Source organism: Pantoea sp. Ae19-2, from assembly GCF_059801205.1.
The window spans coordinates 2,687,843-2,713,832 of the sequence record NZ_JBCHWE010000001.1 but is presented as its reverse complement, the minus strand read 5'-3'; the positions used below and the strand labels follow the sequence as shown (position 1 = coordinate 2,713,832).

Annotated in this window: 16 protein-coding genes, 1 tRNA gene and 2 pseudogenes; 11 read left to right on the top strand and 8 right to left on the bottom strand. The window is 50.9% G+C overall.

Annotated features, from left to right (window positions below; genetic code table 11):
- Positions 1-27: 27 nt before the first annotated feature.
- Positions 28-1,134, top strand: a complete 1,107-nt coding sequence (locus AAIE03_RS12615; RefSeq protein ID WP_014593112.1) for an AAA family ATPase — start codon at positions 28-30, stop codon at positions 1,132-1,134.
- Between the two features lie 28 nt (positions 1,135-1,162).
- Here the strand turns inward: AAIE03_RS12615 and ybcJ are convergent, their stop codons facing one another.
- Both ybcJ and folD read right to left on the bottom strand, forming a co-directional pair.
- Positions 1,163-1,375, bottom strand: coding sequence for a ribosome-associated protein YbcJ (ybcJ, locus tag AAIE03_RS12610; protein ID WP_013024949.1), 213 nt, complete (start codon positions 1,373-1,375; stop codon positions 1,163-1,165).
- Positions 1,375-2,241, bottom strand: coding sequence for a bifunctional methylenetetrahydrofolate dehydrogenase/methenyltetrahydrofolate cyclohydrolase FolD (gene folD, locus AAIE03_RS12605; protein WP_014593113.1), 867 nt, complete (start codon positions 2,239-2,241; stop codon positions 1,375-1,377). Before folD ends, ybcJ begins: the two co-directional genes overlap by 1 nt.
- 174 nt (positions 2,242-2,415) lie before the next feature.
- Here folD and AAIE03_RS12600 point away from each other — a divergent pair, with 174 nt between their 5' ends.
- The 3 genes and pseudogenes from AAIE03_RS12600 to AAIE03_RS12590 all read left to right on the top strand — a co-directional run.
- Entirely contained in the window at positions 2,416-2,919 is a 504-nt protein-coding gene (locus tag AAIE03_RS12600) for a DUF1198 family protein (RefSeq protein ID WP_014593114.1), read from the top strand.
- A gap of 94 nt (positions 2,920-3,013) precedes the next feature.
- Positions 3,014-3,090 (top strand) — tRNA-Arg (locus tag AAIE03_RS12595).
- 164 nt (positions 3,091-3,254) lie between these two features.
- Positions 3,255-3,374 (top strand): annotated as a pseudogene (locus AAIE03_RS12590) (Arm DNA-binding domain-containing protein); the annotation flags it as partial.
- On the opposite strand, the gene AAIE03_RS12585 reads toward AAIE03_RS12590, so the two are convergent.
- Entirely contained in the window at positions 3,373-3,810 is a 438-nt protein-coding gene (locus AAIE03_RS12585; protein ID WP_024471185.1) for a hypothetical protein, read from the bottom strand. The pseudogene AAIE03_RS12590 and the gene AAIE03_RS12585 overlap by 2 nt on opposite strands.
- Before the next feature lie 20 nt (positions 3,811-3,830).
- Here AAIE03_RS12585 and AAIE03_RS12580 point away from each other — a divergent pair.
- A pseudogene (locus AAIE03_RS12580) lies at positions 3,831-4,043 on the top strand (terminase small subunit); the annotation flags it as partial.
- A gap of 87 nt (positions 4,044-4,130) precedes the next feature.
- Entirely contained in the window at positions 4,131-4,367 is a 237-nt protein-coding gene (locus tag AAIE03_RS12575; protein ID WP_024471184.1) for a DUF4282 domain-containing protein, read from the top strand.
- Between the two features lie 132 nt (positions 4,368-4,499).
- On the opposite strand, the gene AAIE03_RS12570 is transcribed toward AAIE03_RS12575, so the two are convergent.
- Positions 4,500-4,637, bottom strand: coding sequence for a hypothetical protein (locus AAIE03_RS12570; protein WP_155250602.1), 138 nt, complete (start codon positions 4,635-4,637; stop codon positions 4,500-4,502).
- A gap of 182 nt (positions 4,638-4,819) precedes the next feature.
- Between AAIE03_RS12570 and AAIE03_RS12565 the strand changes: the two genes are divergently transcribed.
- Positions 4,820-5,266 (top strand): hypothetical protein, encoded by a 447-nt coding sequence (locus AAIE03_RS12565; RefSeq protein ID WP_013024955.1) that lies wholly within the window; start codon positions 4,820-4,822, stop codon positions 5,264-5,266.
- 796 nt (positions 5,267-6,062) lie between these two features.
- Here AAIE03_RS12565 and AAIE03_RS12560 read toward each other — a convergent pair.
- The 3 genes from AAIE03_RS12560 to AAIE03_RS12550 are packed head-to-tail and all read right to left on the bottom strand — an operon-like array spanning position 6,063 to position 8,786.
- Positions 6,063-7,505, bottom strand: a complete 1,443-nt coding sequence (locus tag AAIE03_RS12560; RefSeq protein ID WP_022622580.1) for a glucosyltransferase domain-containing protein — start codon at positions 7,503-7,505, stop codon at positions 6,063-6,065.
- A 13-nt stretch (positions 7,506-7,518) separates the two neighbouring features.
- Positions 7,519-8,430: a glycosyltransferase family 2 protein gene (locus AAIE03_RS12555; RefSeq protein ID WP_014593116.1), complete on the bottom strand. Its 912-nt coding sequence runs from the start codon at positions 8,428-8,430 to the stop codon at positions 7,519-7,521.
- Complete coding sequence (locus AAIE03_RS12550; protein WP_022622579.1) at positions 8,427-8,786, bottom strand: GtrA family protein; 360 nt, start codon at positions 8,784-8,786, stop codon at positions 8,427-8,429. The genes AAIE03_RS12555 and AAIE03_RS12550 overlap by 4 nt, the downstream gene beginning before the upstream one ends.
- A gap of 747 nt (positions 8,787-9,533) precedes the next feature.
- Between AAIE03_RS12550 and AAIE03_RS12545 the strand changes: the two genes are divergently transcribed.
- Positions 9,534-11,192 carry an ArnT family glycosyltransferase gene (locus AAIE03_RS12545; RefSeq protein ID WP_498563023.1) on the top strand — a complete coding sequence of 553 codons (1,659 nt, stop codon included), beginning with the start codon at positions 9,534-9,536 and terminating at the stop codon, positions 11,190-11,192.
- 88 nt (positions 11,193-11,280) lie between these two features.
- Here the strand turns inward: AAIE03_RS12545 and AAIE03_RS12540 are convergent, their stop codons facing one another.
- Complete coding sequence (locus AAIE03_RS12540; RefSeq protein WP_013024960.1) at positions 11,281-11,724, bottom strand: ECs1072 family phage-associated protein; 444 nt, start codon at positions 11,722-11,724, stop codon at positions 11,281-11,283.
- A 1,487-nt stretch (positions 11,725-13,211) separates the two neighbouring features.
- Between AAIE03_RS12540 and AAIE03_RS12535 the strand changes: the two genes are divergently transcribed.
- From AAIE03_RS12535 to AAIE03_RS12525, 3 genes are read left to right on the top strand one after another with little or no spacing between them, the layout of a single operon-like run.
- On the top strand, positions 13,212-14,903 hold the full coding sequence (locus AAIE03_RS12535; protein ID WP_019106610.1) for a ShlB/FhaC/HecB family hemolysin secretion/activation protein: 1,692 nt from the start codon (positions 13,212-13,214) through the stop codon (positions 14,901-14,903).
- Between the two features lie 57 nt (positions 14,904-14,960).
- The gene (locus tag AAIE03_RS12530; RefSeq protein ID WP_498563022.1) at positions 14,961-25,433 is read left to right on the top strand and encodes a hemagglutinin repeat-containing protein; all 10,473 of its coding nucleotides are present in this window, start codon (positions 14,961-14,963) and stop codon (positions 25,431-25,433) included.
- Positions 25,420-25,875, top strand: a complete 456-nt coding sequence (locus tag AAIE03_RS12525) for a hypothetical protein (RefSeq protein ID WP_042676644.1) — start codon at positions 25,420-25,422, stop codon at positions 25,873-25,875. The genes AAIE03_RS12530 and AAIE03_RS12525 overlap by 14 nt, the downstream gene beginning before the upstream one ends.
- The last annotated feature ends 115 nt before the right edge of the window (positions 25,876-25,990 follow it).

The window sequence follows — 25,990 nt, the reverse complement described above, 5'->3', positions numbered from 1 at the left end:
AGGGCGAGTCATCGCCCTTTTTTGTCTATGACGATAAAACAGATTCACCTTCGCGGTTTCCGCTCGGTACGCGATCTGACCCTGCCGCTTCAGCAACTGAACGTGGTAAGCGGGCCTAATGGCTGTGGTAAATCCAACCTGTATAAGGCCGTGCGCCTGCTGCACGAGGCCGCCAATGGTCGCCTGGCGTTAGCGCTGGCAGAAGAGGGCGGTATCCAAAAAGTCATGTGGGCAGGGGAACTGCATCGCAGCGCTCGTCGTCAGGATGCCAGCCGACTCATCCTCTCGGTCCTGATGGACGACATGGATTTTGAGCTTGCGGTGGGGTTTCCTCAGAAGCTTGAGACCAGCCTGTTTAACCTCGATCCGCTGGTCAAAGAAGAACGTATCTGGCTGAGTGGTCAGCAGCGGCGTCCCTCTTCCTGCATCATGCAGCGCACGAACCAGACCGCATTTTTGCATAATGTAGAAGGGGAGCGCGTAAGCTATCCGGCCGTATTGCATCCTGAAGAGTCCCTGTTTGGTCAGCTCGGTGAGCCGCACCGCTATCCTGAGCTTTCTCAGATGCGTGAACGTCTGCGCCAGTGGCGCTTCTATCACGAGTTTGCCGTCTGGCCCGGATCACCGATTCGTGCGCCGCAGATTGGCGTGCGCGCCCCCATTCTGGCGCACGATGGCGCTAACCTCGCGGCGGCATGGGCAACCATTGTTGAGCGGGGTCATCATGAGCTGCTCTACAAGGTGACAGCGAAAGCCTTCCCTGATACCGAATTTCAGGTGGATGTCCAGAATGGCCGTTTCCAGATGCTGATGCGGCGACAGGGCATTATGCGCCCGCTGGAAAGCGCCGAGTTCTCTGACGGGACGCTGCGCTTTCTGTGCCTCGTGGTTGCACTGCTCAGCCCCCGCCCGCCTGCCTTTATGGCGCTCAACGAACCCGAGAACAGCCTGCATGAGGATTTGCTCCCGGCGCTGGCGGCGCTGATTGCTGAAGCCAGCCAGTTTAGTCAGCTGTGGATCACCAGTCACTCACCGAAGCTGGCCGCACTGATCGCGCAGCATGCAGAAGTGAATCACATTGAGCTGGAGCAGATTAACGGGGAAACGCGGATAGTTGGGGAAGAAAGGATTTAAGGTGCCCCGGGGACAGGGCACCTGACGCTCAGGCAACGACAGTGATGCGCTGTCCGGCAAACTCCACCGTTTGCCCCTGAACGATTTTGCAGCGCTTACGGGTTTCAACTTCCCCATCCACTCGCACTTCACCTTCACTAATCACGACTTTGGCCTGCGCGCCGCTTTCCACCCAACCTTCCAGTTTCAGCAAATCGCAGAGATCAACGTGTGGGAATTTACCTAAAGAAAACGTCGCCATTATGCCTGCTCCCCATCGTGAAACTCTTCACATGCCTGTAAGGTATTTTCGATTAAGGTTGCGACCGTCATCGGCCCAACGCCGCCGGGAACGGGCGTGATATAAGCGGCACGCTCAGCGGCAGCATCAAAATCCACATCACCGACGACTTTGCCGCTTTCCAGACGGTTAATCCCGACGTCGATAACAATAGCGCCCGGCTTAATCCAGTCACCTGGAATAAAGTTGGGCTTGCCTACCGCGACGATCAGCAAATCGGCGTGCTCAACGTGATGGCGCAGATCGCGAGTAAAGCGGTGCGTTACGGTCGTGGTGCAGCCCGCTAACAGCAGCTCCATGCTCATTGGACGCCCCACAATGTTTGAGGCGCCCACCACGACGGCATTCAGGCCGTAGGCATCAATGTTGTAGCGCTCCAGCAGCGTGACGATGCCGCGTGGTGTACAAGGGCGCAGCTTTGGTGCGCGCTGGCACAGGCGACCGACATTATAGGGATGGAAGCCGTCTACGTCTTTATCGGGCGTAATGCGCTCCAGGATTTTGACGTTATCAATGCCTGCCGGGAGCGGCAGCTGCACCAGAATGCCGTCAATCTCGTTGTCGCTGTTAAGTTTATCGATCAGCTGCAGCAACTCGGCTTCGCTGGTGGTGGCGGGCAGATCGTAAGAGCGGGAGATAAAGCCCACTTCTTCACAGGCACGACGCTTACTGCCGACGTAGATCTGCGATGCAGGGTTTTCACCCACCAGAACGACTGCCAGACCCGGAGCACGTTTACCGGCTGCCAGACGTTGCTTCACTTTTTCTGCAACCTCAAGCCGTACCTGCTGCGCAATCGTTTTACCGTCAATAATTTTTGCTGCCATCAGAGCGTAAATCCACTGTGTTGAGTTTAAGTCGGGAATGGCGCCTATTTTGTCAGAAGCACGTCCGGCTGTCAGGTAGAGATTCTTGCAGCAGGTTGGTTTACGACATTTCGCCGTGACGAAAGTGTGGGTTAACGCTTATGATGCCAGACAGGGACCTTACTGGATGACGTGATGATTTGGTTAATGCTTGCCACTCTGGCTGTTGTATTTGTTGTAGGATTTCAGTTGCTGACCGCCGGTTCACGCCATGCCGCACAGGCACTCAGCAAGCGCCTGCAACTGCCGCCGGTTCATATTGAATCGATGTTGTCGCAGATGGGTAAAGAGGCGGCGAAAGAGTTTACTGATTACATCGCGGGTGATAACGAAGCGCACTTAAACAACGGCGCGGCAGTTTTGCTGATTTGGCAGGTGCTGATTGTGGATGGCAGCGATGAAAATACCTGGCGCTGGCACAGCGTGCTAACCCGGGCAGGTTTCTCTGCCACGCTTACCCGACAGCAACTGTTGCTGGCACTGGGCTTTTTGCGCCAGTTAGAGCCCGACAGCCAGGAGCTGAATGCGCTTCGCGAGCAATACAACGCGCGCGTCACGCAGCAGGGCGTTGAGCTGGAAGGGGAAACGACAGAAGCAAGCAATCTGGTCTCCCTCAGCGCCTGGCGCGACCGTCATTAGCGCAAATTGGTTATTACCTGGGCACTCGCCGCCCCTCAGCGGCAAAAACGTTGACGTAACAGCGTTCAACCGTATAATTCGACCCAACCTCTCCGCGCCCTTAGCTCAGCTGGATAGAGCACCGGCCTTCTAAGCCGTAGGTCACAGGTTCGAATCCTGTAGGGCGCGCCACCTTCTCTTCTATTTGCATTCCTTAAAGTCTACTTTTTCCTTAAAAATCAGAATATAAATCTTTTAGCTGGTCCATTTCGGGCCAAGGTCACCTATTGCGTTCTTATCCAATATGGGGGCACGACAGGGGGCATCGACAGGTTCAATGGAAATGATGCCCCCAAATGAAGCTAACAGCCCGCCAAATCGACTCTGCGAAGCCAAAAGAAAAGTCATACAAACTTTCGGATGGTGGTGGTATGTATATTGAAATATTTCCAAACGGAGCCGAAAGCTGGCGACTCATGCCTCAAGAGCATTCAAGATAAAATCCCATCTGTCCTTAAACCTTTCGTCCTCGCCTTTAGCTATTTTGAATAAAGGAACTTTGTGGTGCCAGGTCGAAGTATCGTTTATGGATGCGCTCGGGACGACAAATATCTCTGGAGCGGCATTGTTTCCGATATCTTCAGACATATTGCATAAAACGTAAAAAAAATCCGGCGATACGATTGGCCTATGATTTCCGACTGTCCATTGACGTGGAGCGCTTCTGGCCCATGAGCCTTTAACCTGAATGCTGATGCTTTTAGAGCCATCAATAGTGGCAATAATATCAACTGCACTTGATCCACTGGTAGTTAGTGCCGCACTAATGCCCAGTCTTGATAGCATATAAGCAACATAGTACTCACCCGCATCACCGGCGTTTTTAGACGTGCGCTTAATTACATCAGACATATTCAATCCTTGGAATTAAAGTGGCACTCACCGATAAACAAGAAACGTTCTGTCGCGAGTACCTCATCGATTTGAACGCTACGCAAGCTGCTATTTGGGCTGGGTATAGCGATAACACCGCCCGTAAGATTGGCAGTGAAAACCTCACAAAACCAGACATTGCGGAAGTTATCATCGACATTAGACCAGAGCGCAACGAAAGGGTAGAGGTAAATGCAGACTATACAAGGCGCATTTACGACTGCGCCAGATGATGATAGGTTGAAATATAATGCCACACACATTAGGATTATTCCTCTTTTAATCAGGAAGATTATTTAATGTTTGGATTCGATAAGTTAATTACGCCAAAAATTATCACTGCTCTTTACCTTGTTACAGTTGCGTTACTCTCGATTGCTGCTGTGATTACTTTCTTCACAAGAGGCGTCAATGGAGCGGGATTAATACTTCTATTGATGGCTGTATTTGCGAGGGTTTTCTTCGAGAGCATCATGGTATCGTTCAAAAACAACGAATATCTGCGTCGAATAGCGGAATCGCTTGAAAAAAAATGACAGCAGTCAAGCCGCCTCCGGGCGGTTTTTTATTGTCGTAATTCTACTTAAGTAACATTTGCCAGAGATTGCAGTGAATGGCCGACCAATGCCACCCATTGAGCTAATGGAGGAATTCAAGCCATATATCTCTCACTCCGGCAAATGAAAACAGACAATTGAGTTCAGGATCAGATAGTTAGCCCAGAAGGGCGGCTGCACAATCCAGACCATGCGCACCTTGCCGAAGCTGACGTTGGCTTTTTTTTGGGCGGCATCAGCTTTCGCCAAAAAAGGCGCACGGTTTTAGGGCAGAGCAAATAAGTGATGATACGTACATGCCACTTTTAGGATTTCCGAGTCCAAAATGGTGTTTTGTTGTGTAGTTGACCAGTAAAATTTGTCAGCTTAACAACTGAGTTTAATGTCGATATATATAAGAGGCTAGTTAACTCACCAAAGGAAATTAAATCATGTTTAAATTAGTAAAAGCCTCTATCGTAGCAGTTTCTGTGATCGCATCTTTTTCAGCTATGGCTGACTGGCAGCCTTATAAAACTGTTTCATTGGATGGGTTTAATAATACAATCCCCGGTGGTAGTGTTTACAATGAAACTAATGTGGCTTCAGGTGTTTATCGCTTCCGTATTGACCCGAATTCAGCTGGGGTAGATTATGCTACTGGCCAGTCAGGAAATACGAATTCTAAATCCGCTGCATTAATGACCTATGATCGTACGACAACTACAGATAAAACCGCTGCTGTAAGTTTTTATGGTTTGAATAATGACGGGCTTCAGGCTTCATCGCTCATCCATGCATTTCCACAAGGTGGTGGTTTTGATTTGTATCTTCAAGATTGGCAGCGAGCAGATAACTCAGGCACAGTTAATGTAATAATTGAAAAGTGGCAGAATTAATTTGTCATTAGGATTTTATTAGAACTAAGCGTCCTATATTTTCTGACAGCTTATATAGGACGCTAATCTTCTACATTTTTTCGTGCTTAAAATCAACCTCATCAACGCCATGAATAATGGTGTCACACAGATGAATCGTGGAAATGAACTCATTCAGACAGCCTAAATAGCTTTTTTGTGGATTGTCAAAGCAGTAAAACTGAGGGTTTATGGCCGCTTTAAAAGACCTTAAATCTCAGCTTAGGTCACTGAGCAAACAGATGCCTTTCGCGTTATCACAGGCATTGACAAGTGTTGCCCGAGAGAATGCTGCCGCAGAAAAAAAAGCACTGACTTGCCGTCTGGAGTCAACCACACCTTTTACTGTAAATGCCGTGGGGTCAACAGGTGCACGCAAAAACAATCTTAAGGCAAAAATTTTCGTCAGAGACATTGCTGCCAGTTTGACCTGCTCCCTTCTGACTCATACATCCCGATATTAGCCATATCTTATCAACAACCTGAGCACGTCCTGATGAACAGGTGTCTTCCCGGCGAATCGTTCATCAATACGCGTCGTGAGGCCTTAGCTGAGGGCTTTGGCCGGTAACGTTGCCGCAGGTACGCGATCTCAAATGCTGCCTTCCAGAGAGGTAGTGGCATGAATTGACCATCGGATTAATTGTCTGACCTGTGAAGATAAATTCACGAAGGCGAATATGACGATCGGCGCCGCCTGCAGGATATCAGATACAGCATCGCTCGGTTCTTCCCCACAGCCCTAATCGGCTATGGGGAAGGGATTAACCATCCAACATTACTGAGCACCGCCCCCCAGCTTCACAATGGCAGTTCCGTCCTCAACGTAGAGAGAGTACGCCGAATTGGCAATGACAGGGTTTATGCCCTTTTGCAGCATTTTCTGCAGCAGTTGATGATTGTCGTCTTCATTGCCGTAACCATGCGTGGTTTGGGTAAACCCTTTATTGATTAGCTGGAAAGAGGCCAAAAACTGAGAGGCAGGGCTAAGGAAATGTCCTATCAGCGGTTTATTTTCCATTAAAAGCTTTGCTCGTTCATCAATGTTGATTTGACCCACAGTACCTATTGAGTGGATGTTCTTTATATTGATAAGATCCCGAGTAACCATGTTGAAGATAAGGTCTTCATATTCCCGCTGTGACTTAAGCGCGCTGCTCAATTGAGCGCTAAATGCGATGGCGGTAATGACAGGGATGAGCGATATATATCTGAGACGCGGCGAAAAAAAGACAACAGGAACCGCAATCATGACCAGCAAAGTAGAAAAAGAAACAATGGCGCGGGGGGCAACAGGCGCATCCACAAGTAAAATGGTGGGCCCCATAAGCGACACAAGGAAGATGAAAAATGCGACTGTGCAGTAAAGTATTACAGCAAGGCTTTTGCTCTTTTGCTGCCGAAATTTATATAACATCAGCAAAAATGCGATTACGACAGGAATAAGAAAGTAAATATAAACCGGACCGTAAAAGTAGGAGAGGATTAATTCTTTTAGCGCAACGACTGTGTTCAAAAGATGCGCGAACCCCTCTTGGTTTGGGTGAATAAGCTCTGCGCGGGAGTTCTTTTTAGATGCAAAAAAAAGCATGTAAACCAGGAAAAAACCAATAAATAATGATGCTTTATTGACTATGGTTTTAAACATCCCAGCCACAGTTAATTCGCTTTTGACAGCCAGAATGACAATGTCAATGGCAAGTAAGGCGATGAAAATATTGGCACAAGGCTGATACAGCGTAAGTGATAATACGCCTGCAATCACTTTAACTGAATATTCTCGTATCTGACTGCTGCTGCTGTAGGTATAAGCGGCCACAGCAAGAAAAAAAGCGATGGACATGCCCAGGGAATCGTATCGATAAGCTATGTTCTGCAAAAAAAAGGGGTTGAAGATCAGAAGGGCTGCGACCAGCTTTTCATTGGGGACATCCATTTTGACAAGGTGCTTACTCAACATCAGTGATGCGGCACCGATGAAGAGACATGATGCGATCATGGTGTAAGGGAACAGATCAAGATTATAGTGGCCGCTCGCGGATAATATTTTCATTAGGATATCGGCCATCGGCCGACCTAGCCCACGCCAGCCATATTGGCCTGTAATCGCTCTGTCTAAATCGTCCCGATAAAATACGCCCGCCTGAATCAAAGGATAGATGAATAGCAACGCCAAACCTGCATACAGGGCGAGCATTTTTTTATCATTTTTACAAATCATTCGAAATTCCATCTCACTTTTTAATGATGTAACGTGGTCGGTTCTTACTCTCTATGTATATTCTTCCGATATACTCGCCCAATACACCGATACCAATGAGCTGAACGCCACCAAGAAAGAGTATTGATACTAAAAGCGAAGGGTAACCGGGAACACTGTTGCCAAACCAGATTTTATCCACGATCATCCATGCGCCATACAAAAACGCGAAGCTCGCCACGAGCAGGCCAATATACGTCCACATACGTAGCGGAAAGGTTGAGAAACTGGTTATGCCTTCAAGAGCCAGGTTCCACAGCTTCCAGCTATTAAACTTTGAATCGCCAGCGACACGCTCGGCTCTGGCATACTCAATTACCTCCGTCTTGCCGCCAACCCATGAAAGAATCCCTTTCATGAAGAGGTTCCGCTCTGGCATCTTCTTAATATTCTCAACCACGTCCCGTGACATCAGGCGAAAGTCACCTACATTTTCTTCAATTTTCGGGTTGCTGATTTTATTATGTAAGGTGTAAAACCATTCCGCCGTCTTCCTTTTCAGGTGCCCATCAGTAGACCTGTCGATGCGCTTAGCCAGAACAATATCCGCACCTGCCTGCCATTTTTCAATCAATAAAGGAATGACGTTAATGGGATCTTGTAAATCAACATCAATAGGGATAACAGCATCACCCGTAGCATGCTCTAATCCCGCGAAAAGAGCAGGTTCTTTACCAAAGTTGCGGGTAAGGGACAGCGGCACGACCAGAGGATCTGAAACCGAAAGCGCATCGATAATAGATTCTGTTGCATCTTTACTGCCGTCATTTATAAAAACGATTTCAATGGTGTGCTGTTTCAACGCCTCAAATTCACGCACCGTTTTATAAAACACGGGAATAGCGTCTTCTTCATTAAGAACAGGAACAATCAGCGATATTTTCATCTGGCATCTCTGAAAACGATGTACTTTGAATATAAAAAGCCACAAATGAGGCTGATGAAAGAGAAGATGATCAGCGTGTAAAGCGGCTGAAGCATGCTTTTATCCGAAATCCAACCCACCAGTGAGGCGACGGATCCCATAAACAGGACATATATCATGTAACGAATCGTTGATGCTTCTGCATTAAATGTCCACTTTGCATTTACAAAGAATGAAAACGTTACAGCAACACAAAAAGCCCCAAAATTCGCGAGGGTTTGTGAGGAGCCTGTTGCATAAAGTATCGAGAATATGCCCCAGTGAATCAATGTGTTGAGGATCCCAACCGAGAAGTATTTTGAGAAGAGCTTTATCATTATCACCACCGTTTTAAGTCAGCCGATCTTATCCATCCTGAGCCACAAGGCAACAAATCTCTGAGGAAAAAAACAATTAGTCAGGTCCATTAAGCGGTAGAGATGGCATGAGCACAGGAACCTGAAGGGAAGAGACTCTGGCCGGTTCAAGGCCGGATGTGGCGACAAACGGAGATACTGTGCTGAACCCTGACAGGTTTTTTTAAGTTGTTTCGGACATAAATGCCTGTCAGCGCGAAATTGAAGGCTTAACCTGGTCATTTTATCTCTCAAATGCCTGTGCGTGTTGCGTATGCAACCAGATTGGTCCGTTGTGTTTGGCCCCCTGCGCATTAACGTCAGCCTGACCCTAAATTCATTTCTACTCTCTACAAATGAGACGTTATCGCTATACAGAATACGTTGATGCGCTGTTTATTCCCCATTCCTTATCTTATTTGCTGTCAGATGTTTAAAGGCACACCTTCTGAATACTCATGTCTAACCTGTCTGTTACATCTTAAAACGCATAGGAAGTGATGCGGCATTCAGGGTAGGGAAAGTCAATGAAGGAATAACGGTGAGAGCAAGCTGAAACGGCATAATGCTATGAAAAACCGTGCCTTAAAAACCGCAACAGACATAGCCGAATTCAGAGTTTAAAAAGCAGGCAAGGCAGGCGCGTTAATCGTGAATACCCGTAACTACCAGAGAGTCTTTCCTGTTCCGCGGGCGGCAGGTCCGGAGTCATTTTTACCGCGAACTTCAATGCACATAAGTGACACGTACGCTTACCGTCATCGACTTTTTTTACCCGCGTCACAGCAAATCCCACTCTTACTATGCCTGGTTATTTTCGCCTGCTGGCTGCTGCCGGGGCTGGTGGGCCATGAACCGTGGAAGCCTGACGAAGCCTATACCTTTGGGTTGATTCGCCACATTGCCCAGAGTGGGGACTGGGTTGTGCCAACCCTGGCCGGCGAACCTTTTATGGAAAAGCCGCCGCTCTACTTTGTTGTGGCCTCTTTCTTCCTCAGGCTGTTCAGCCCGGTCCTGGGTGAGCCCGATGCGGCACGTCTGACAACGGGCCTGTTTATTAGTCTTGCCTGTTACGCTATCGCAATGACTTCCCGTGAGCTCTATGGCAAAGGGGCTGGCCGTTGGGCGGTGCTTATCCTGTTTGCCTGTTTGGGCTTTCCTGTCCGGGCACACCAAATGATTACCGATACCGCGTTGCTGGCAGGCGGCGCTATTGGCATTTATGGTTTCATTTTGGGGATTCGCCGCCATGTGCTGGGTGGCGCGATACTGGGCATTGGCGCAGCGGTGATGTTTCTCTCTAAAGGGCTTCTCGGCCCGGGCATATTGGGACTGACAGCGCTGACGTTACCTTTGATGAATACAGCGTTTCGTAGCAGACGCTATATCGTTTTTTGTGCTATCGCGTTTCTGGTCTTTTGCCCGCTGGTAGTGCCGTGGCTGTATGCGCTCTGGATGCGTTCTGAAAAGCTGTTTTCAACCTGGCTACTGGTCAATAATTTTGGCCGTTTTGACGGTACCGCTAAGCTCGGGCCTAAAGCGAAACACTTCTTTTACTTTAAACTGCTTCCCTGGTATGCCTTTCCTGCATTGCCGATGGCTGCGTGGTGGCTCTGGCGCAGTTGGAAAACCGGCATCAGCGCATCCGCAATGGTACTGGTAACGTTTTTTTTAGCCGGTTTTGTCACTCTGTCGAGTGCATCTGACGCGCGGGAGCTTTACGCCATGCCGCTGCTACTGCCGTTGGCCATACTGGCAGCAGGTACCTGTCAGCAGAAAACCCTCTGGACGATAAAGTTGCGGTCATGGACACTCGGCTTATTCTGCCTGCTTCCAACGGTGATGTGGGGGGCGGGCATCATCCTGATGACCGGCTGGCCTGCGCCACTGTGGAATAAATGGGTGGCACAGGGTGCGCCCGGATTTACGCCCCAGATTTCATCAGTGATGTTTGCAGCAGCATTACTGGCTACTTTATTGCTGAGCGGGCTGGTGTTTTTGAATCGCACCTGCCGGGAAAGTCCCTTATCAATTTTTACCAGTTGCATCACGCTGTGCTGGGTGTTGGCCATGACGCTGGGCATGCCGTATCTGGATTACACCAAGCGTTATTCTGATGTTTTTCTCCCGCTGCGGGCATGGTTGCCAAGGGATGAATGTGTCGCGAGCCGGCATCTTGGCGAACCACAACGGGCTTTACTGGAATATTACGATGGGCTGGTAACGCTGCGAGAAGGGAAGCACAGAGGCGCCTACCGCTGTAACTGGCTACTCCTGCAACATGATAAAAGACATCCTGAGGAGTTTGTCGACGGGACGTTGGTCTGGCAAGGGGAGCGGCCTGCGGATAACGAAGAGAATTACCAACTTTATCGACTGAACAGATAAGCCAGTATTTTTCATGCTTAACTCGCCTGAAGTCATTTTGCAGGCGAGTAAAGATTCGTTACATCGGCTATTTCAATAAAATCTGCACTCAGGGAAGCGACAGATGAACTTCATTTTCTTTTGGTGCCCAGTCTCTGTCAGAGAACTCATCTACAGAATAGGAGACATTGCGCAGCCCCTGGGTGCCAAGAAAGTTTTTTACGCCCTCCTGAAGATTACCGTCACGAAACAGTTCAGCAATAACAAACAGGGCATCGGAAAGCGAAAGCGTTCTGATTTGCGCGGGTAACCAGTTTGTACGCGTAAAGATCAGATGATAAAGCGCTTCATCTCCCGACAAGGGAAAATAGCGCGTACCAAATTGTTTGCGATGCTTGTCCAGAATGATTTCAAGAATGAAAATCTGTGCTGTCCGTTGCCTGATTTGATTTACAAAAACATTTTCGGAATTGCCCATATCCAGCGTCGTGGCATCATTATTCTGCTTAACGCGCGTCTCGATAGCATTCCAGAGGTTGTCATACTGATTCATAGCTTGCCTTGTCTGAAATTGTCGTTTTCATAACAACGTTAGCAGAAGGAACACGCGCGGCAAAGGCCACAAGCATAATCAGCCGCATTTGACCCTAAAAAAAGACAGCATTTAATTTTGTCGCCAACATGCTGTCGCTAAGTGTCCTGCAAAGGGGCGTTTTATTATGACAATTTTAGCAAGCGAAGAAGGCAAGGTGATGGCGTTAACGTTAAATATTTAAAAAATAAAATGGCCACCAAGGGCCATGTCGGGGGCATTCAGGTACGATTAATGCAACACACCGGCGGTGGTTAAGCAAAGTGTGCAAAAAGCAACGCTGAATGCAGAGAAACCCACCAAACCAAGAACGACGAAACCGAAATTTCTCATATCGACCTCCACCGTGTCCAGGTGACACAGCCAAATCATAGGGCTGGTGGATAAATAAGTACATACTGTTAATAAAGCCATGGAAAATATTGCTATGCCATTCCTAAAATGGCTGTCACATTCTGAATGTAGAAGAAGGCGTAAAAATGATGTCTGCCTTTTTTACCCTGTGTTCCTCGCATTCGCGCAGTAGCTGTATCAGGAAACAGGTACAGTGAAATCGCGTGCCCGGAAGGGCCCTCCATGTCCGCACTAACATTGGTCTCATCACGTGGTTGCCCTTTTAAACGGTCACGTGAATGTGCTTATTGCACGGAGGCAAGGCTGGGTAAATAAGTTTTAGGGGGCAGGAAATATTTTAGTGCGACTTGGGTGAGTTATCACGGCGAAAGTTATAAATTATCCGCAGGTGATGGTTAAGGTACAATCGTCATGTTGATTTGCTTCTCGCTAATTACCCTTATTTATTAACAAAGTGAAAATTAAAAAAAACGCCTCGTGTTATCCTGTATCGTCAGTTAAATACAGTCTCTTTTAAACGGTGCCAGGCTAAAGCTAAACAGAGCAATCTGTTTTTCCGATAAACTTTTTATACAGCAGCACGATCACCTGAGGTGAATAGATTTATTTTGCCATGCAGGGTAAAAAGAATATTTCCTTTCAAATCTTTGCGTAATGGGCGCCTCGGTTATTACGGCTGGGATCTGAACAGATCGCTGGCATTTTTAATCTTCGTTAAAACAGAGTTAAGGCAGGATTTACGTCTGTTTTACATTAGAAAAAAATAAAGCACGCGTCTGAATCGGTAAGCTACCTCATACATGAACTCAATTTTCTGGAGCTTTTGTGGACTGGAAATTATGTGAAAAATCAAGATAACTCACTGTAAATAAGAGATAATTTATTCTTTTTTGATATAGGCAATCGCTCATTCTGATGTTCCTGCAGATCGCCCTGAAAACCCAGTCTGGCGGGCCTCACTCATCAATAACTCTTAACTCAGGGCTTGTTTTTTTATTTTACGGCATGAATAATGCGCGCCTTTGTTACATATCATTACGATTTACAGAATGAAAGTTAACGTTAAAAGGACTTTTCTCATTGCCTGTGGTTTTATGGGCGGTGTGCCCGCGCTGTTGTTTTTGACAGGAGCACTCTTACCTTTGCCTGTTTCAGCGGCAGATGGCGAAGTCTTAAATACGGCTACGGGTATCGACGCAAATGAGCAACAGCGCCAGCTGGAACGTGCGCGTATTCTGCGTGAGCAAAATGCGCCGCGTGCGGATATTCGTCTTGAGCGTCCTGACGCTGCCCTGCCGGATTACCCCTCTGATGAAAAACCCTGCTTTGTCATTAGCACTATTGCGCTACAGGGGGATGCATCACAACAATTTCAATGGGCCTTGAATGCCGTAGCTGACGCCAGAGGGCGCTGCCTGGGCGGGCAGGGCATTATGCTGGTAATCAAAAAAGTCCAAAATGCGATCCTGGCTAAAGGCTATGTCACCACGCGCGTCATGGCTCAGGAGCAGGATCTGACCAAAGGCACACTGACGCTCACGATCCAGCCGGGCAGAGTGGCAAACGTTCGCTTCAACAAGGACGTATCATGGCGCGGTCGGTTATGGAATGCCGTGCCCGCTTCTCGCGGTGACATCCTCAATCTGCGTGATGTCGAGCAGGGACTCGAAAATTTCAAGCGCGTTCCCAGTGCGGCAGCGGATATCAAAATTGTCCCCGGCGAACAAGAATCCACCAGTGATCTCGTGGTGAACTGGCAGGAATCGCGTCCCGTCCGACTGAACATCGGGCTTGATGACAGCGGTTCTGAAAGCACCGGCCGCTATTTGGGAACGGCTACCCTGGCCATCGATTCCCCTCTGGCCCAGAACGATCTGTTTTATGCCAGCTTCGGAAAAAATATGTTCGAGCAGGGACCCTTTGGTAACCATTCCCAGGCGGTGAATTACTTTTTCCCCGTTGGCTACTGGGCTTTCTCGGCAAACTATAACGATTACACCTATCACCAGAATATCCCTAACGCGAACGAAATCCTGAGCTATGACGGTAAAAGTGAAAGCGTCGTATTGACGATATCAAGACTGCTGTACCGCGACCAGTCCAATAAAACCACGCTCAATGTACGCACTTATCGCCGTCGTTCCTCAAACGCCGTTAATGATATTGATATTGATCAACAGCGGCGGCGAACAGCCGGTTGGGAGCTGGGATTAAGCCAGCGCACTTATCTGGGCAGCGCCACGCTGGATGGCAGTATCAACTGGCGGCACGGCACCGGTGCCTGGGGGGCAACACCTGCACCAGAAGAGGCGACTCAAAGCGGTAGCGCACGTGCGGGCATGTTATTTGGGGACATTGGCCTTAACCAACCCTTCTCGCTGCTAAATCAGCCGTTACGCTATTACACCACGCTGCGTGGGCAGTGGAGTAGTAGTGCGCTCACGCCTCAGGAAAGGCTGGCAATTGCCGGGCGTTATTCGGTTCGCGGTTTTGACGGCGAGCAGATGCTGTCTGGGGAAAAAGGCCTTATCTGGCGAAATGAGTTGGGTTGGAACGTTTTTACCAGTGGCCATGAATTTTATCTTGCAGCGGATTACGGTCGCGTTGATGGGCCAGGCACGCGTTATTTGGTTGGACATCAACTGGTGGGCGCCGCAGCGGGCATCAGAGGCACACTGATAAGGCGCGTAAGTTACGACCTGTTTGCTGGCATTCCGCTGATGAAACCCGACAGTTTTCATACCTCAGGTGCGACAGCAGGATTCAGCATTAACGTCGAACTATGATGCCTTGCCCCATTATGACCACGATTCAGACCTCATGGATTTGAGAAGCCAAATTATATGAACAAACATTGTTACCGCCTGATCTTCAGCCGTACGCACGGTGAACTTCGCGCTGTTTCTGAACTGGCCCGTAGCTGCAGTAATGAACCGGGCCAGACGCGTGGGACGGGAGCCGCGCGCGTCTGGGTAACACTGCGTCGTTCTGGATGGCTCATAAGTCTGATGCTGTTTAACGGTCAGGCACTTGCTGACGGTATCGTTGCAGATGGCAATGCCGCAGCAGCTCTGCGCCCTGAGGTGATCAATACGCAAAATGGCCTGCCACAGGTTAACATCACCGCGCCAAATCAGGCGGGCGTTTCCCATAACCAGTACAGCCAGTTCGACGTTGACCAAAAAGGCGCCATTCTTAATAACTCTGCGGTCATGACCTCTACGCAAATGGCGGGCATGATTCAGGGCAATCCCAATATCAATCCCAATGGTGCGGCCGCCCGGGTCATTCTGAACGAAGTTAACAGTAACAATCCCAGCCAGCTTCGGGGCTATATGGAAGTAGCTGGTGGCCGTGCGCAGGTTATCGTCGCCAACCCTTCAGGTATTGTTTGTAATGGCTGTGGCACCATCAACGCAGGCAGGATGACGCTTACCACCGGTAAACCGCAGCTCAATGCCGACGGCAGTATTGCAGGTTATCAGGTTGAGCGCGGTGTCGTGCGCATTGAAGGCGGGGGCCTAAATGGCGACTCGCGGCATGACACCGAATACGTTGATGTGCTTGCGCGCGCCGTGGAAGTTAATGCGGGCGTCTGGGCGAAAGAGAAGATCAACGTCGTCGCGGGAAAAAACACTGTCAGCGCGGATGGCAACACCGTGACGCCTTCCTCCGGCCAGGATGGCGGTAAGCCTGAGTTAGCGATAGACATGGGCGATATGGGGGGAATGTACAGCGGCCAGATTCGTATGATCGGCACCGAAGCCGGCGTTGGTGTGCGTAATCAAGGCGGGCAGTTACAGGCCGGAAAAACCCTTACCGTCAGTAGCGAAGGCCGTCTGGTGTGGCAATCGGGCAAGCAAGAGGCAGTGACACAGGCGGGTGAGTCCGTCACCCTGATCGCCAAAGACAATATCGAACATGCGGGCAAACTTCACAGCGGTGGCACACTCAACGTACAGAGCCGCACTGGAGAGATTAAGCAGTCCGGGACGATGGCGGCCGCTGGCGATGTTCAGCTAACTGCCGCTGGCGGGATTGAAAACAGCGGTCATCTGCTGGCGGGCAGTGATGTGAACAGCATGCTCAACCGCGAAGCCGACCTCTCGCTGAGCAGCCAGGAAACTGTTCGCTCAACAGGTAGCCTGTTGAGCAAAAAGAATGTCACCCTGTCTGGTAAACGCGTTGATCTTAGTGAAGGACAGCTGGCTGCGAAACAGGCAACAGTCACCGCCCAGAAAGAAGGGGTTGGGTTAAATAAAACCAGGGTCGACAGCCAGAACTTGCATATCAGCAGCACGGGCGACGTGGATGCGCGACAGGCAGAGATTAAGGCTGGTAACTGGGACGTTAATGCAGACAACCTGTTTAATCAGCAGGCGGTCTGGTCGCAGACGGGCACCGGAGATAACCGTTTTACGCTGCAAAACCAGCTTGATAATACCGGCGGTACGATAGAGGCACAGCGCCTTAACCTGAATGCGGGCGCGCTGACTAACCAGAACGGCAGACTGGTTGCACTCGACGGAAGCGATCAGCAGTGGCATGTGACAGGGCTGATCGACAACCGTGCGGGTGAACTGGGCAGTAACGGGAATATGGCGTTGAGCACCGGAAGCCTCACCAATCTCGGTGGTTCGGTTAAAAGTATGCTCTCTCTGCAGGTCGATGCTAAACACGCGCTCGATAACAGCGAAGGCAGGCTCCTGGCGGGCAATAACGTCACGCTGCAGGCGGAGACGCTGGTTAACCATGCCGGTGTGCTTAATGGTGAGGCAGTAAAAATCACCGCTCAACAGCTTGATAATGCACAAGGTCAGATCCTGAGTCAGCAGGGCCTGGCGCTTGACGCACAGCAGAGTCTCGACAATCACCAGGGCCTTATCGCCGCCGGGCAGAATGCAGACGTTCATACCGAGGGGAGCTGGAACAACCAGGGCGGCACGGTACAGAGCGAAACCCAGTTAAAGCTATCTGCGAGAAATCTCAACAACACCCAAGGCAAGTTGCTGTCTGGCGATCTGCTCGTGCTTAAAGCGAGTGGTGAAGTGAATAACGCTGCGGGTGAAATCAGCGGCAGCGCGCTGACGTTAGGTGTACAGAACCTGTCAAATGACAAAGGGAAAGTCATTGGCGGTCGGTCGGTGATCCTTGATGCGAAAAACGAGCTCGATAACGCGCAGGGACTGTTGGCAGCCGGCCAGATGCTCAACCTTTCTACCGAAGGTATGCTGAATAATCTGAACGGCGGCATCAGCGCGGCCGATCTCGATCTCACCGCCGGTCAACTCGATAACACGCAAGGAAAAATCATTGCGGATAACGGCCTGCACGTGCGGGCACAGCAGGCTCTGGATAACACTCTCGGTTTGCTTGAAGCGGGTGAGACACTTGATGCCAGTACCCAGGGCAACTGGAAAAATCAGCAGGGCACGGCACAAGGCGGCAAGGCTGTTATTGCCGCCACGCACGATTTTGATAACACAAACGGCAGGCTTCAGTCTGGTGGCGCGCTGCGGTTAGACAGTGCTGGGGATGTTATCAACCAGGGTGGCAAACTGACTGCGCAAAAAGACCTGACGTGGCAAGGTGCCACAACCAGCTTATTTAATAATGATGGCGGTTCGTTGCAGAGTGGAAACAACCTGTCAGTCACGGGTGGGCTACTGACCAACCGCGCGCAGGGCATTGTGCTGGGACAGGATGCTCTCTCGTTTGATCTGGCCGCTGACGTCAATAATCAGGACGGTCAAATCACGGGCGGTGGTCAAACGGTCCTGCGCGCAGGCAGTCTCACCAATGCTGGCGGCAAAATCAATTCCCTTGGCGGCCTTGAGATGCAGTTCAGTGGCCAACTGGACAACAGTAATGGGCGTATTTTCAGCCAGCTATCTCAGAAACTGACGGCGGGGAATATTGCAAACGAGCAAGGCTGGATGGGAAGCCAGGGAGAATGGCGCGCCACCACAGGTCATTTCGCTAATACGCTGGGCAGCGTGCAAAGCGAGCAGTCGGCATGGCTTAACGCGGCTGCGCTGAATAACCAACAGGGGCTGCTGCAGGCTGCTGCCGCGTTGACGATGAGAGTGACGCAGGGAATCGACAATCGCGCGGGTAAAATCAGCGCCCAAACGCAGCTGGATGCACGCGGCGATGATAACGGGGCGAGCACGGGTGCCATTAATAATGCCGGTGGTCAGTGGCTGGCGGGCGAAGCGTTAAACCTTGCGGCACAGATGCTGGACAATACCCAGAATGGCCTGCTTTACAGTCAGAAACAGCTTCATCTTCTTTTCAGTGACACGCTGAGTAATCAACAGGGCAAAGTGCAGAGCGGAGAAAGCCTGACGCTTGCAGCCCGCTCATTGCAAAACGATGCGGGTTCGATCGCCAGCCAGCAGCAGTTAACGCTCAATCTGACAGGCGAGCTCAGCAACCAGGGCGGCGCGTTACGCAGCAATGGCGTCCAGCAGGTCAGCGCCAGTCATATCAATAATCAGCAAGGCACGATCAGTAGCCTTGACGATCTTGGCGTCACCGCGGCGCAACTTGATAACGCGGCGGGCACTCTGATAAGCCAGGGAACCGGCATTTATCGTATTGATACGCTGAATAACCAACAGGGCAAAATTCATAGCGGCCGCGGCCTGACGCTGAACGGTAACGTGGTCAGTAACCAGGGCGGCCAGTTAGTTTCGACCCAGGATATGATCATCACGGCGGCGCAAATCACCAATGCCAGCCGGGGAACAATCAGCAGCCAGGGGGCGCTGGATGTGCAGGGCAGCACACTGGATAACAACGATGGCGGCCTGATTCTGGGCACCACGCGTACGGGCATCTCGGCCAACGAGTTGAATAACAGCGCAGGTCGACTGCAAAGTGCGGGGGCGATGACGCTGGCAGGGCTGTCACTGCTGGATAACCGCCAGGGCAGCATCGTAGCAAATGGGCCACTCAATATTAACAATGGCAGTAATGCACGTTTTGCCCGGCTCGCTTTCTCCGCGCCTTCATTAGCTCTACTAAACCAGAACGGCGTTGTGCAGAGTGGTGCAACGATGGCGGTTAATGCGCGTACGCTGGACAACCAGGGCGGAAAACTGCAAAGCCAGCAGGACTTTACGTTGGGCGTACAGCAGGATTATGTCCAGCGGGCCAGTGATATTCTAACCAGTAATGGCACGCTCACGATGTCGGTCGCGGGCATGTTTACCAACCTGAATGACTGGCTGCTGCCTGGTAACCTGAACCTTACCAGTGCGCATTTTACTAACCCGGGCACGCTGGTTAGTAAAATCATGCAGATTACAACAGGACAATTCACCAACCGTGGCCGTGTTGAAGCTGACACGATGACGCTTAACGTTGACACGCTGGACAACCCCAAGGCGGTGATGGGCGACAACATCACCGTTAACGCCCGCATTATTGATAACTACGGCGCGGGTGGGGTTATCGCGGCGACCCAGTCGCTTAACCTGCGCGGCAACGAGCGGCTGACGAACCGTGACGGGGCGTTGCTGTTCAGCAGTGGCAATATGCAACTGGGCAGTAACGACCTGATTGAAAACCGGGCAAGTGCCATTGAGGCCAGCGGTGATCTCACGGTAAACGCACAACGTTTAATCAATCAGCGCATCGGATTAAATATCGCCCGTGATGCAGAGTCCGAATCGTATAAATGGCATCGCTATAACTATTACTGGCGATCCTATGGAATGTGGGTCAACAACGATAAAAATACGCTGGCACCGACCACCCAACAGCTGACTTTTGGCAATGGTGCTGAGGCGCAAAACAATCGTTATGGCACCCTAATGGCTATTGATGAGGCCGGTAAGCGCGCGCAGGTGCGGGTCAAAGACAACACCGGTCAACTGATCGACCTGTGGGTCAATTACCTGGCGCTCAGACCGAACGGCGACGGTAGCTACGCCATGACATTTTACGAAACGCGCGGAGAGAATCAGCTTGCGGTCATCCCCACTCCCTATCAAAACGGTTTCCATTGGGAGCATGACAGGACGCAGGTATTAACGTGGGATCCCAATAAACATATTGATATCTTCACTGCGCCTAATGTCAATGACTACAATAATTTACGCGAGCGCACGGTAACCGGCTCTTTAACGCGTGATCGTCTTATATCCGAAGGCACAGGCGCGCGTATGTTGGCCGGGGGCAATATGGCTCTGCATGTTGGCAGTCAGTTGCTCAACGATGCGAGTGTTATCACAGCGAACGGCAATCTGGGGATTGACGGTGGCGGTAGCGTGGATAACCGAGGTTACTCGGTTAACGAACACCGTATTGAAACCCTCGTGGACCACTATGACAGAGACACAAATCACTGGTATCCCACCTCACACTATGATGGCACCACGGCGCTACAAACCATTGATGGCATTATCTCTGGTAATGGCCGTGTGAGCATCACCGGGACCAGTATCTCGAATACCACTGTCAATCAGGCGCAAATCAGCAGCGTTGAAGCGGCGCTAAAGGCCGTGGACGCGGAGCGCGCAGAATGGGAGCGTAACCCCCTGGCGTTTAGCGTGAATGGCGCAAGCGGACAACATGCCGATACCCAACTGCAAGCTGGTGGGCAGATCGCCACAGGCCAGCCTTCTTTGCCCGGACGTCCGCTGCTTCCAGCGGAACTGGCCTTCACGGCCAGACAGCATCTGGCAAGCGTGGCGACGAGCATTCCCAATAACGGCCTGTTCCGCCAGTTTCCGGCCAGCGGAAGCCCTTACCTGGTGGTCACCGACGCGCGCTTTACCAGCCGGACCCAGTTTATCAGCAGCGATTATCTGCTTTCGCGCGTGGGTTATGACCCGGCGGCGGTGCATAAGCGTCTGGGTGACGGGTTTTATGAGCAGAAGCTGGTACGGGATCAGGTGCTGAGCCTGACCGGCCGTCAGTCGGTGCACGGTGAGGATGCAATGGCCCAGTACCAGGCGCTGATGAATAACGGTGTGAAAGTGGCGCAGGATTTCCATCTGGTGCCCGGCGTGGCGTTAACACCGGAACAGATCGCCTCATTACAGCAGGATATTGTCTGGCTGGTAAGCGAAACGGTCAATACCGAGAACGGCCCGCAGACGGTTTGGGTGCCGAAGGTCTATCTGGCCCAGTCCACGCTGCGCCTGACTGGCGACGGGGCACTCATCGCGGGGGGCGATCTGCAGCTCTCTGCTAACAGCGTAACCAACGCGGGTAATCTGCTGGCAGATAAGGCCCTGAGCATTGATGCCTCAGCGTTTTCTCATCAGAGTGGCGATATCAAAGCAGAAAGCATCAACGTGCATGCAGACAGCCTGAGCATGAGCACTAATCTGCAGGAAGCTTTACGGCAGGCGAGCATGAGTGCGGGCGATATCAGCCTCAGCGGCAATGACATTCGTCTGCAGGGCGCGAAGATTAGCGCAACGGACAATCTGGCGCTCAGTGCGCGTGACAATCTGGAGATTAGTGCTGCGAAGGCAAGCTACAAAGCCAATATTGATGTCATATCTGGGGCCATGGGTAATCGCAGTGGTGCGGGAACCGAAGAGGCTGGCCAGCGCATGGCGCAGGTCAGCGGTGAATGGCAGCTTGCCCAGGGCAGTGAGCTGAAAGCGGGCGGCAATCTGGTCATGAAAGCCGGTAAAGACATCACGCTGCAGGGCAGTCAGGCTCAGGCGGGCGGGCAAACGGTGCTTCAGGCGGGCGGCAATGTCCGTTTATTAGCGGATAAAACCACCAACAGCACGCATGTCGAAGCGAATAGCCGGACTTCTTCTGTCAGCAACAGCCGTGAAGAAGATCAGCTTTACCTCAGTACATTGGGTGGCGATAAAGGTGTGACGATCATTGCTGGCAAGGAACTGCTTGCCGAAGGTGCGCAGATTGACAGTAAAGCAGGGGCCATTGGGATTGGTGCGGAAAATGTCACCATCAAAGAGGTTCGAAGCTCAACACATGCCTACGATAATGAGCAGTCGAGTAACAAAAACCATACGCGTATAGAAGAGACTTCAAAAGAAGACGTGATCGGCAGTACGCTCAGTGCACAGCATGGCATTACAACGATTGCCCGCACGGGTGACATCACAGTGACTGGCAGTACCCTGCATAGCGAGGAGGGGGCAATCGCCCTTCAGGCTAAACACGACATCACGCTCAATAGTGCGACGGAGCGTGAATCACGTTATCTGGATGAACGTTCTGAGAAGAAAGGTTTCCTGAGTAAGAAAAGCAGTCATACAGTGCAGGACGATCGTGTGACGCGTGAAAAAGGCACGCTGATAAGCGGCAACAGTGTCACGATTGATGCCGGAAACGATCTCACTGTAAGTGGATCAGCCATCGCCGCCGATCAGAATGTGGATTTGCAGGCGGGAAACAATGTCGATATTTCTGCCGCTACCGAAACCGGTTATCACTATCTTCTGGAAGAAAAGAAAAAGAGCGGCCTGATGGGCAGCGGGGGGATTGGCTTTACGGTCGGCAAACAGTCAACGCGTCATGAAGTTAATGAAGACGAGATCGTTCAGAGCCAGAGCTTCAGCACCATCGGCAGCAGCCAGGGGAACGTTAATATCACCGCAGGGAATAAACTGCATATTGGCGGCGCAGATCTGATAGCCGGTAAAGATCTTAACCTGAGCGGCGACAGTGTAGACATTGACTCGGGTTTTGACCGCAATAACCGCACGGAAACATTTGAGTCTAAACAGAGTGGCTTTACGCTGGCGCTGTCGGGTACGGTGGGTAGCGCCCTGAACACGGCTGTCAGCGTGGCACAGCAGGCAAGAAAAGAGGGTGATGGACGACTCCGTGCGCTGCAGGGAACTAAAGCCGCGCTGAGCGGCGCGCAGGCAGCAGCGGCTTATGAGAACGACAGCGCTCTTACCGAGGCGGCAAACGCCAAAAATGCGGCGGCGGGGATCGATCCCAAGGCTGATAATGCGGCTCAGGGCGCGAAAAATACCGTTGGTATCACGCTCTCATACGGTAGCCAGTCATCGAAAAGCGAGTCTCACAGCCAGAGCAGTCAGGCGCAGGGAAGCACACTCAATGCAGGCAGAAATATCGCTATCACGGCGACCGGTAAAAACAAAGGCGAACAGAGCGGTGATATTACGCTCGCCGGTACCCAGATGAAAGCGGGCGGGGAGATGACGCTGGACGCTGCCCGCGATATCAATCTGCTGTCATCGCAAAATACACAACAGACCGACAATAAAAACAGTAGTAAAGGCGGATCGGTTGGCATTGGTATCGGTGTCGGATCAGGCGGCTATGGCATTACCGTCTCTGCCAGCGTCAACAGCAGTAAGGGCCGTGAAAACGGCAACTCGCTGACGCATAACGAAACTACGCTGGATGCAGGCGGCGGGATCAATTTGAAGAGTGGCCGTGACACCACTTTGAAAGGGGCTCAGGTTAACGGAGAAACCATCAAGGCGGATGTTGGACGGAACCTGACGCTCGCCAGTGAGCAGGATAGTGACCGCTATGACTCAAAACAGCAGAGCGCCAGCGCGGGTGGCAGCTTTACGTTTGGTTCGATGACCGGTTCAGCAAACGTCAACGTATCCAAAGATAAAATCCACAGCAATTTCGACTCGGTTAAAGAGCAGACGGGATTGTTTGCCGGTAAAGGTGGCTATCAGATCACCGTGGGGAACCACACGCAGCTCGACGGGGCTGTCATTGCCAGCACGGCGGACAAAGACCGCAATGTTCTGGATACCGGCACCCTGGGCTGGAGCGATATTCAGAATCAGGCCGACTATAAATCTGAGCATCAGAGCGCAGGTTTCAACAGCGGTGGCCCCATTGGTTCCAATCTGTTAAGCAACGTCAGTGCACTTCCAATCAGTGCTGCCGGAGGTAGTGGGCACGCTGAGGGCAGCACAAAAGCGGCGGTCAGCGACGGCAATATCATTATCCGCAACCGGGATGCGCAGCAGCAGGATTTGTCCGGCCTGAGCCGCGACACGGAGCATGCCAACGACGGCAGCATCAGCCCGATTTTCGACAAAGAGAAAGAGCAGCGCCGCCTGCAGCAGGCGCAACTGGTCAACGACGTTGTCACCCAGGCGCTTGACGTTTACAACACGCATGAAGCCGCCCGGGCCACGCGCGCCGCCACGGCCAGCCTGGCGGATACGGATACGCGTACTGCGCTGGAAGCGCAGGCCAGCGCAATGCTGGATGAGGCGCATGAAAAGGATCCGAACGTCGACAACAGCAGGCAGGCGGTGGTCAGCAAGGCATGGCAGCTGGCCTATGACCAGGCGATTGTCCGGCAGGGCGCGGACATGGGCGGAAGCGTACGGACGGGCGTCAACGCGGTGGTTAATGCTCTGCAGGCGCTGGCGGGCGGCGACATCAGGGCCGCACTGGCGCAGGGCGCGGCCCCTTATCTGGCCGCGAAGGTCAAGGAACTGACCACCGGTAATGCGCCCTACGGTGAACTGACAGACACACAGAAACTGAATAACCTGATGGCGCACGCGCTGCTGGGCGGCGTGGTCGCTGAGCTGAGCGGGGGCAGTGCAGCCGCAGGCGCCACCGGCGCGGTAACGGGGGAACTGGCGGCGCCGGCCATCGCACTGGCGCTTTACGGCACGGCAGACAGTGATAAACTGAGCCCGGAGCAGAAGGCGAACCTGAGCGCGCTGGCGACGCTGGCATCGGGAATCGCTGCGGGTGTGAGCAGCGGGAGCACGGCGGGTGCGGCGACGGGGGCGCTGGCGGGTAAGAATGCGGTTGAGAATAATTCCTTCAGTGATGGCTGGAATAATATATTGCCATCAGGAGGTATGGATTATGGTAAGGCAGTTTCTTCATGGAACAAGTATGCTTTAGATAACGATTTATCACCCGATAAAAATCAAGATGGATTAAAACAAATTGCTACTGGAGAAGGGCCCTCTTTAGGAGCTGAGGGCAAAGTCACCACGGTAGTTCAGGTTAATGGAGACGTTGCTGCCGCCGTCGGTTATACCATTACTGGTTCTATAGACAATAGACATTTATCAGTAACTGGTGGAGATATATATGGCTTTGGTGCACATGCAGGTGCATCAGTTGGGTTAAGTTTTGGTCCTTATTTTCCAGGAGTATTAGGGAGTCCTGATCGTGATTATTCATTTAATTTAGGTGGTGGGGTTTTTTCCTTTAGTGCAACTGGAAACAAGGATGGATTGGGTTTTTCATTTGGTATTGGACCATCTTGGGGGATTAGCGCAACGGAGATTCGTGGCGTTGATTTAAATGGGACAGCTACTAGCGAGATTTATAGTTATGAGTTTAAATGATTTACATTACACTTCCATATTTTTAATGTTAATTTTTATGATTGTGTTTTTTGCATTTTTTGTTCATTTTATATATAAGGAATTGGGGGGGGTTAAAATAGGAAGAGATACCTTTCTTTTTTTCGATTTTATGTTTTTTGGTTCAGGTTTTAAATCGAACGTCCCCTCACTAGCGATGGCTATGATTATATTACTGAGTAGATTTTCTGCTTATAGTAAAAATCATGATGTAACTGCTTTGTATGAAGGTGTCGTTGTTTCTTTTGCGATGTTGTTTCTTTTTGTGCATTGTAGGTTTTTTTCCGGAATTAGTTATAGTAAAACCAGGGTGAAATTAATTAAAGAGTTTTTTCTGAATTTAAAGTTAACTAAGAATTTTTTTTTCTTATGGCTATCCAGAGTTTTTTATATTGCACTGATTTTCTACGCTTATGGTGTTTGAAGATTGCTTTGTTGTCGGATTTTAAAGTGTGACCAGTCATGATATAGGTTGATACTTTTCAGCCATCCAACGCCCGATGTACTTCATCGGGCGTTTTATATTTCAACGACAGATG

What these genes read in the sequence shown, in the direction of transcription:
- AAIE03_RS12615 (WP_014593112.1), top strand. Translation starts at nt 28, where the DNA reads ATGACGATAAAACAGATTCACCTTCGCGGTTTCCGCTCGGTACGCGAT.
- ybcJ (WP_013024949.1), bottom strand. Translation starts at nt 1,375, where the DNA reads ATGGCGACGTTTTCTTTAGGTAAATTCCCACACGTTGATCTCTGCGAT.
- folD (WP_014593113.1), bottom strand. Translation starts at nt 2,241, where the DNA reads ATGGCAGCAAAAATTATTGACGGTAAAACGATTGCGCAGCAGGTACGG.
- AAIE03_RS12600 (WP_014593114.1), top strand. Translation starts at nt 2,416, where the DNA reads ATGATTTGGTTAATGCTTGCCACTCTGGCTGTTGTATTTGTTGTAGGA.
- AAIE03_RS12585 (WP_024471185.1), bottom strand. Translation starts at nt 3,810, where the DNA reads ATGTCTGATGTAATTAAGCGCACGTCTAAAAACGCCGGTGATGCGGGT.
- AAIE03_RS12575 (WP_024471184.1), top strand. Translation starts at nt 4,131, where the DNA reads ATGTTTGGATTCGATAAGTTAATTACGCCAAAAATTATCACTGCTCTT.
- AAIE03_RS12565 (WP_013024955.1), top strand. Translation starts at nt 4,820, where the DNA reads ATGTTTAAATTAGTAAAAGCCTCTATCGTAGCAGTTTCTGTGATCGCA.
- AAIE03_RS12560 (WP_022622580.1), bottom strand. Translation starts at nt 7,505, where the DNA reads ATGATTTGTAAAAATGATAAAAAAATGCTCGCCCTGTATGCAGGTTTG.
- AAIE03_RS12555 (WP_014593116.1), bottom strand. Translation starts at nt 8,430, where the DNA reads ATGAAAATATCGCTGATTGTTCCTGTTCTTAATGAAGAAGACGCTATT.
- AAIE03_RS12550 (WP_022622579.1), bottom strand. Translation starts at nt 8,786, where the DNA reads ATGATAAAGCTCTTCTCAAAATACTTCTCGGTTGGGATCCTCAACACA.
- AAIE03_RS12545 (WP_498563023.1), top strand. Translation starts at nt 9,534, where the DNA reads ATGCACATAAGTGACACGTACGCTTACCGTCATCGACTTTTTTTACCC.
- AAIE03_RS12540 (WP_013024960.1), bottom strand. Translation starts at nt 11,724, where the DNA reads ATGAATCAGTATGACAACCTCTGGAATGCTATCGAGACGCGCGTTAAG.
- AAIE03_RS12535 (WP_019106610.1), top strand. Translation starts at nt 13,212, where the DNA reads ATGGGCGGTGTGCCCGCGCTGTTGTTTTTGACAGGAGCACTCTTACCT.
- AAIE03_RS12530 (WP_498563022.1), top strand. Translation starts at nt 14,961, where the DNA reads ATGAACAAACATTGTTACCGCCTGATCTTCAGCCGTACGCACGGTGAA.
- AAIE03_RS12525 (WP_042676644.1), top strand. Translation starts at nt 25,420, where the DNA reads ATGAGTTTAAATGATTTACATTACACTTCCATATTTTTAATGTTAATT.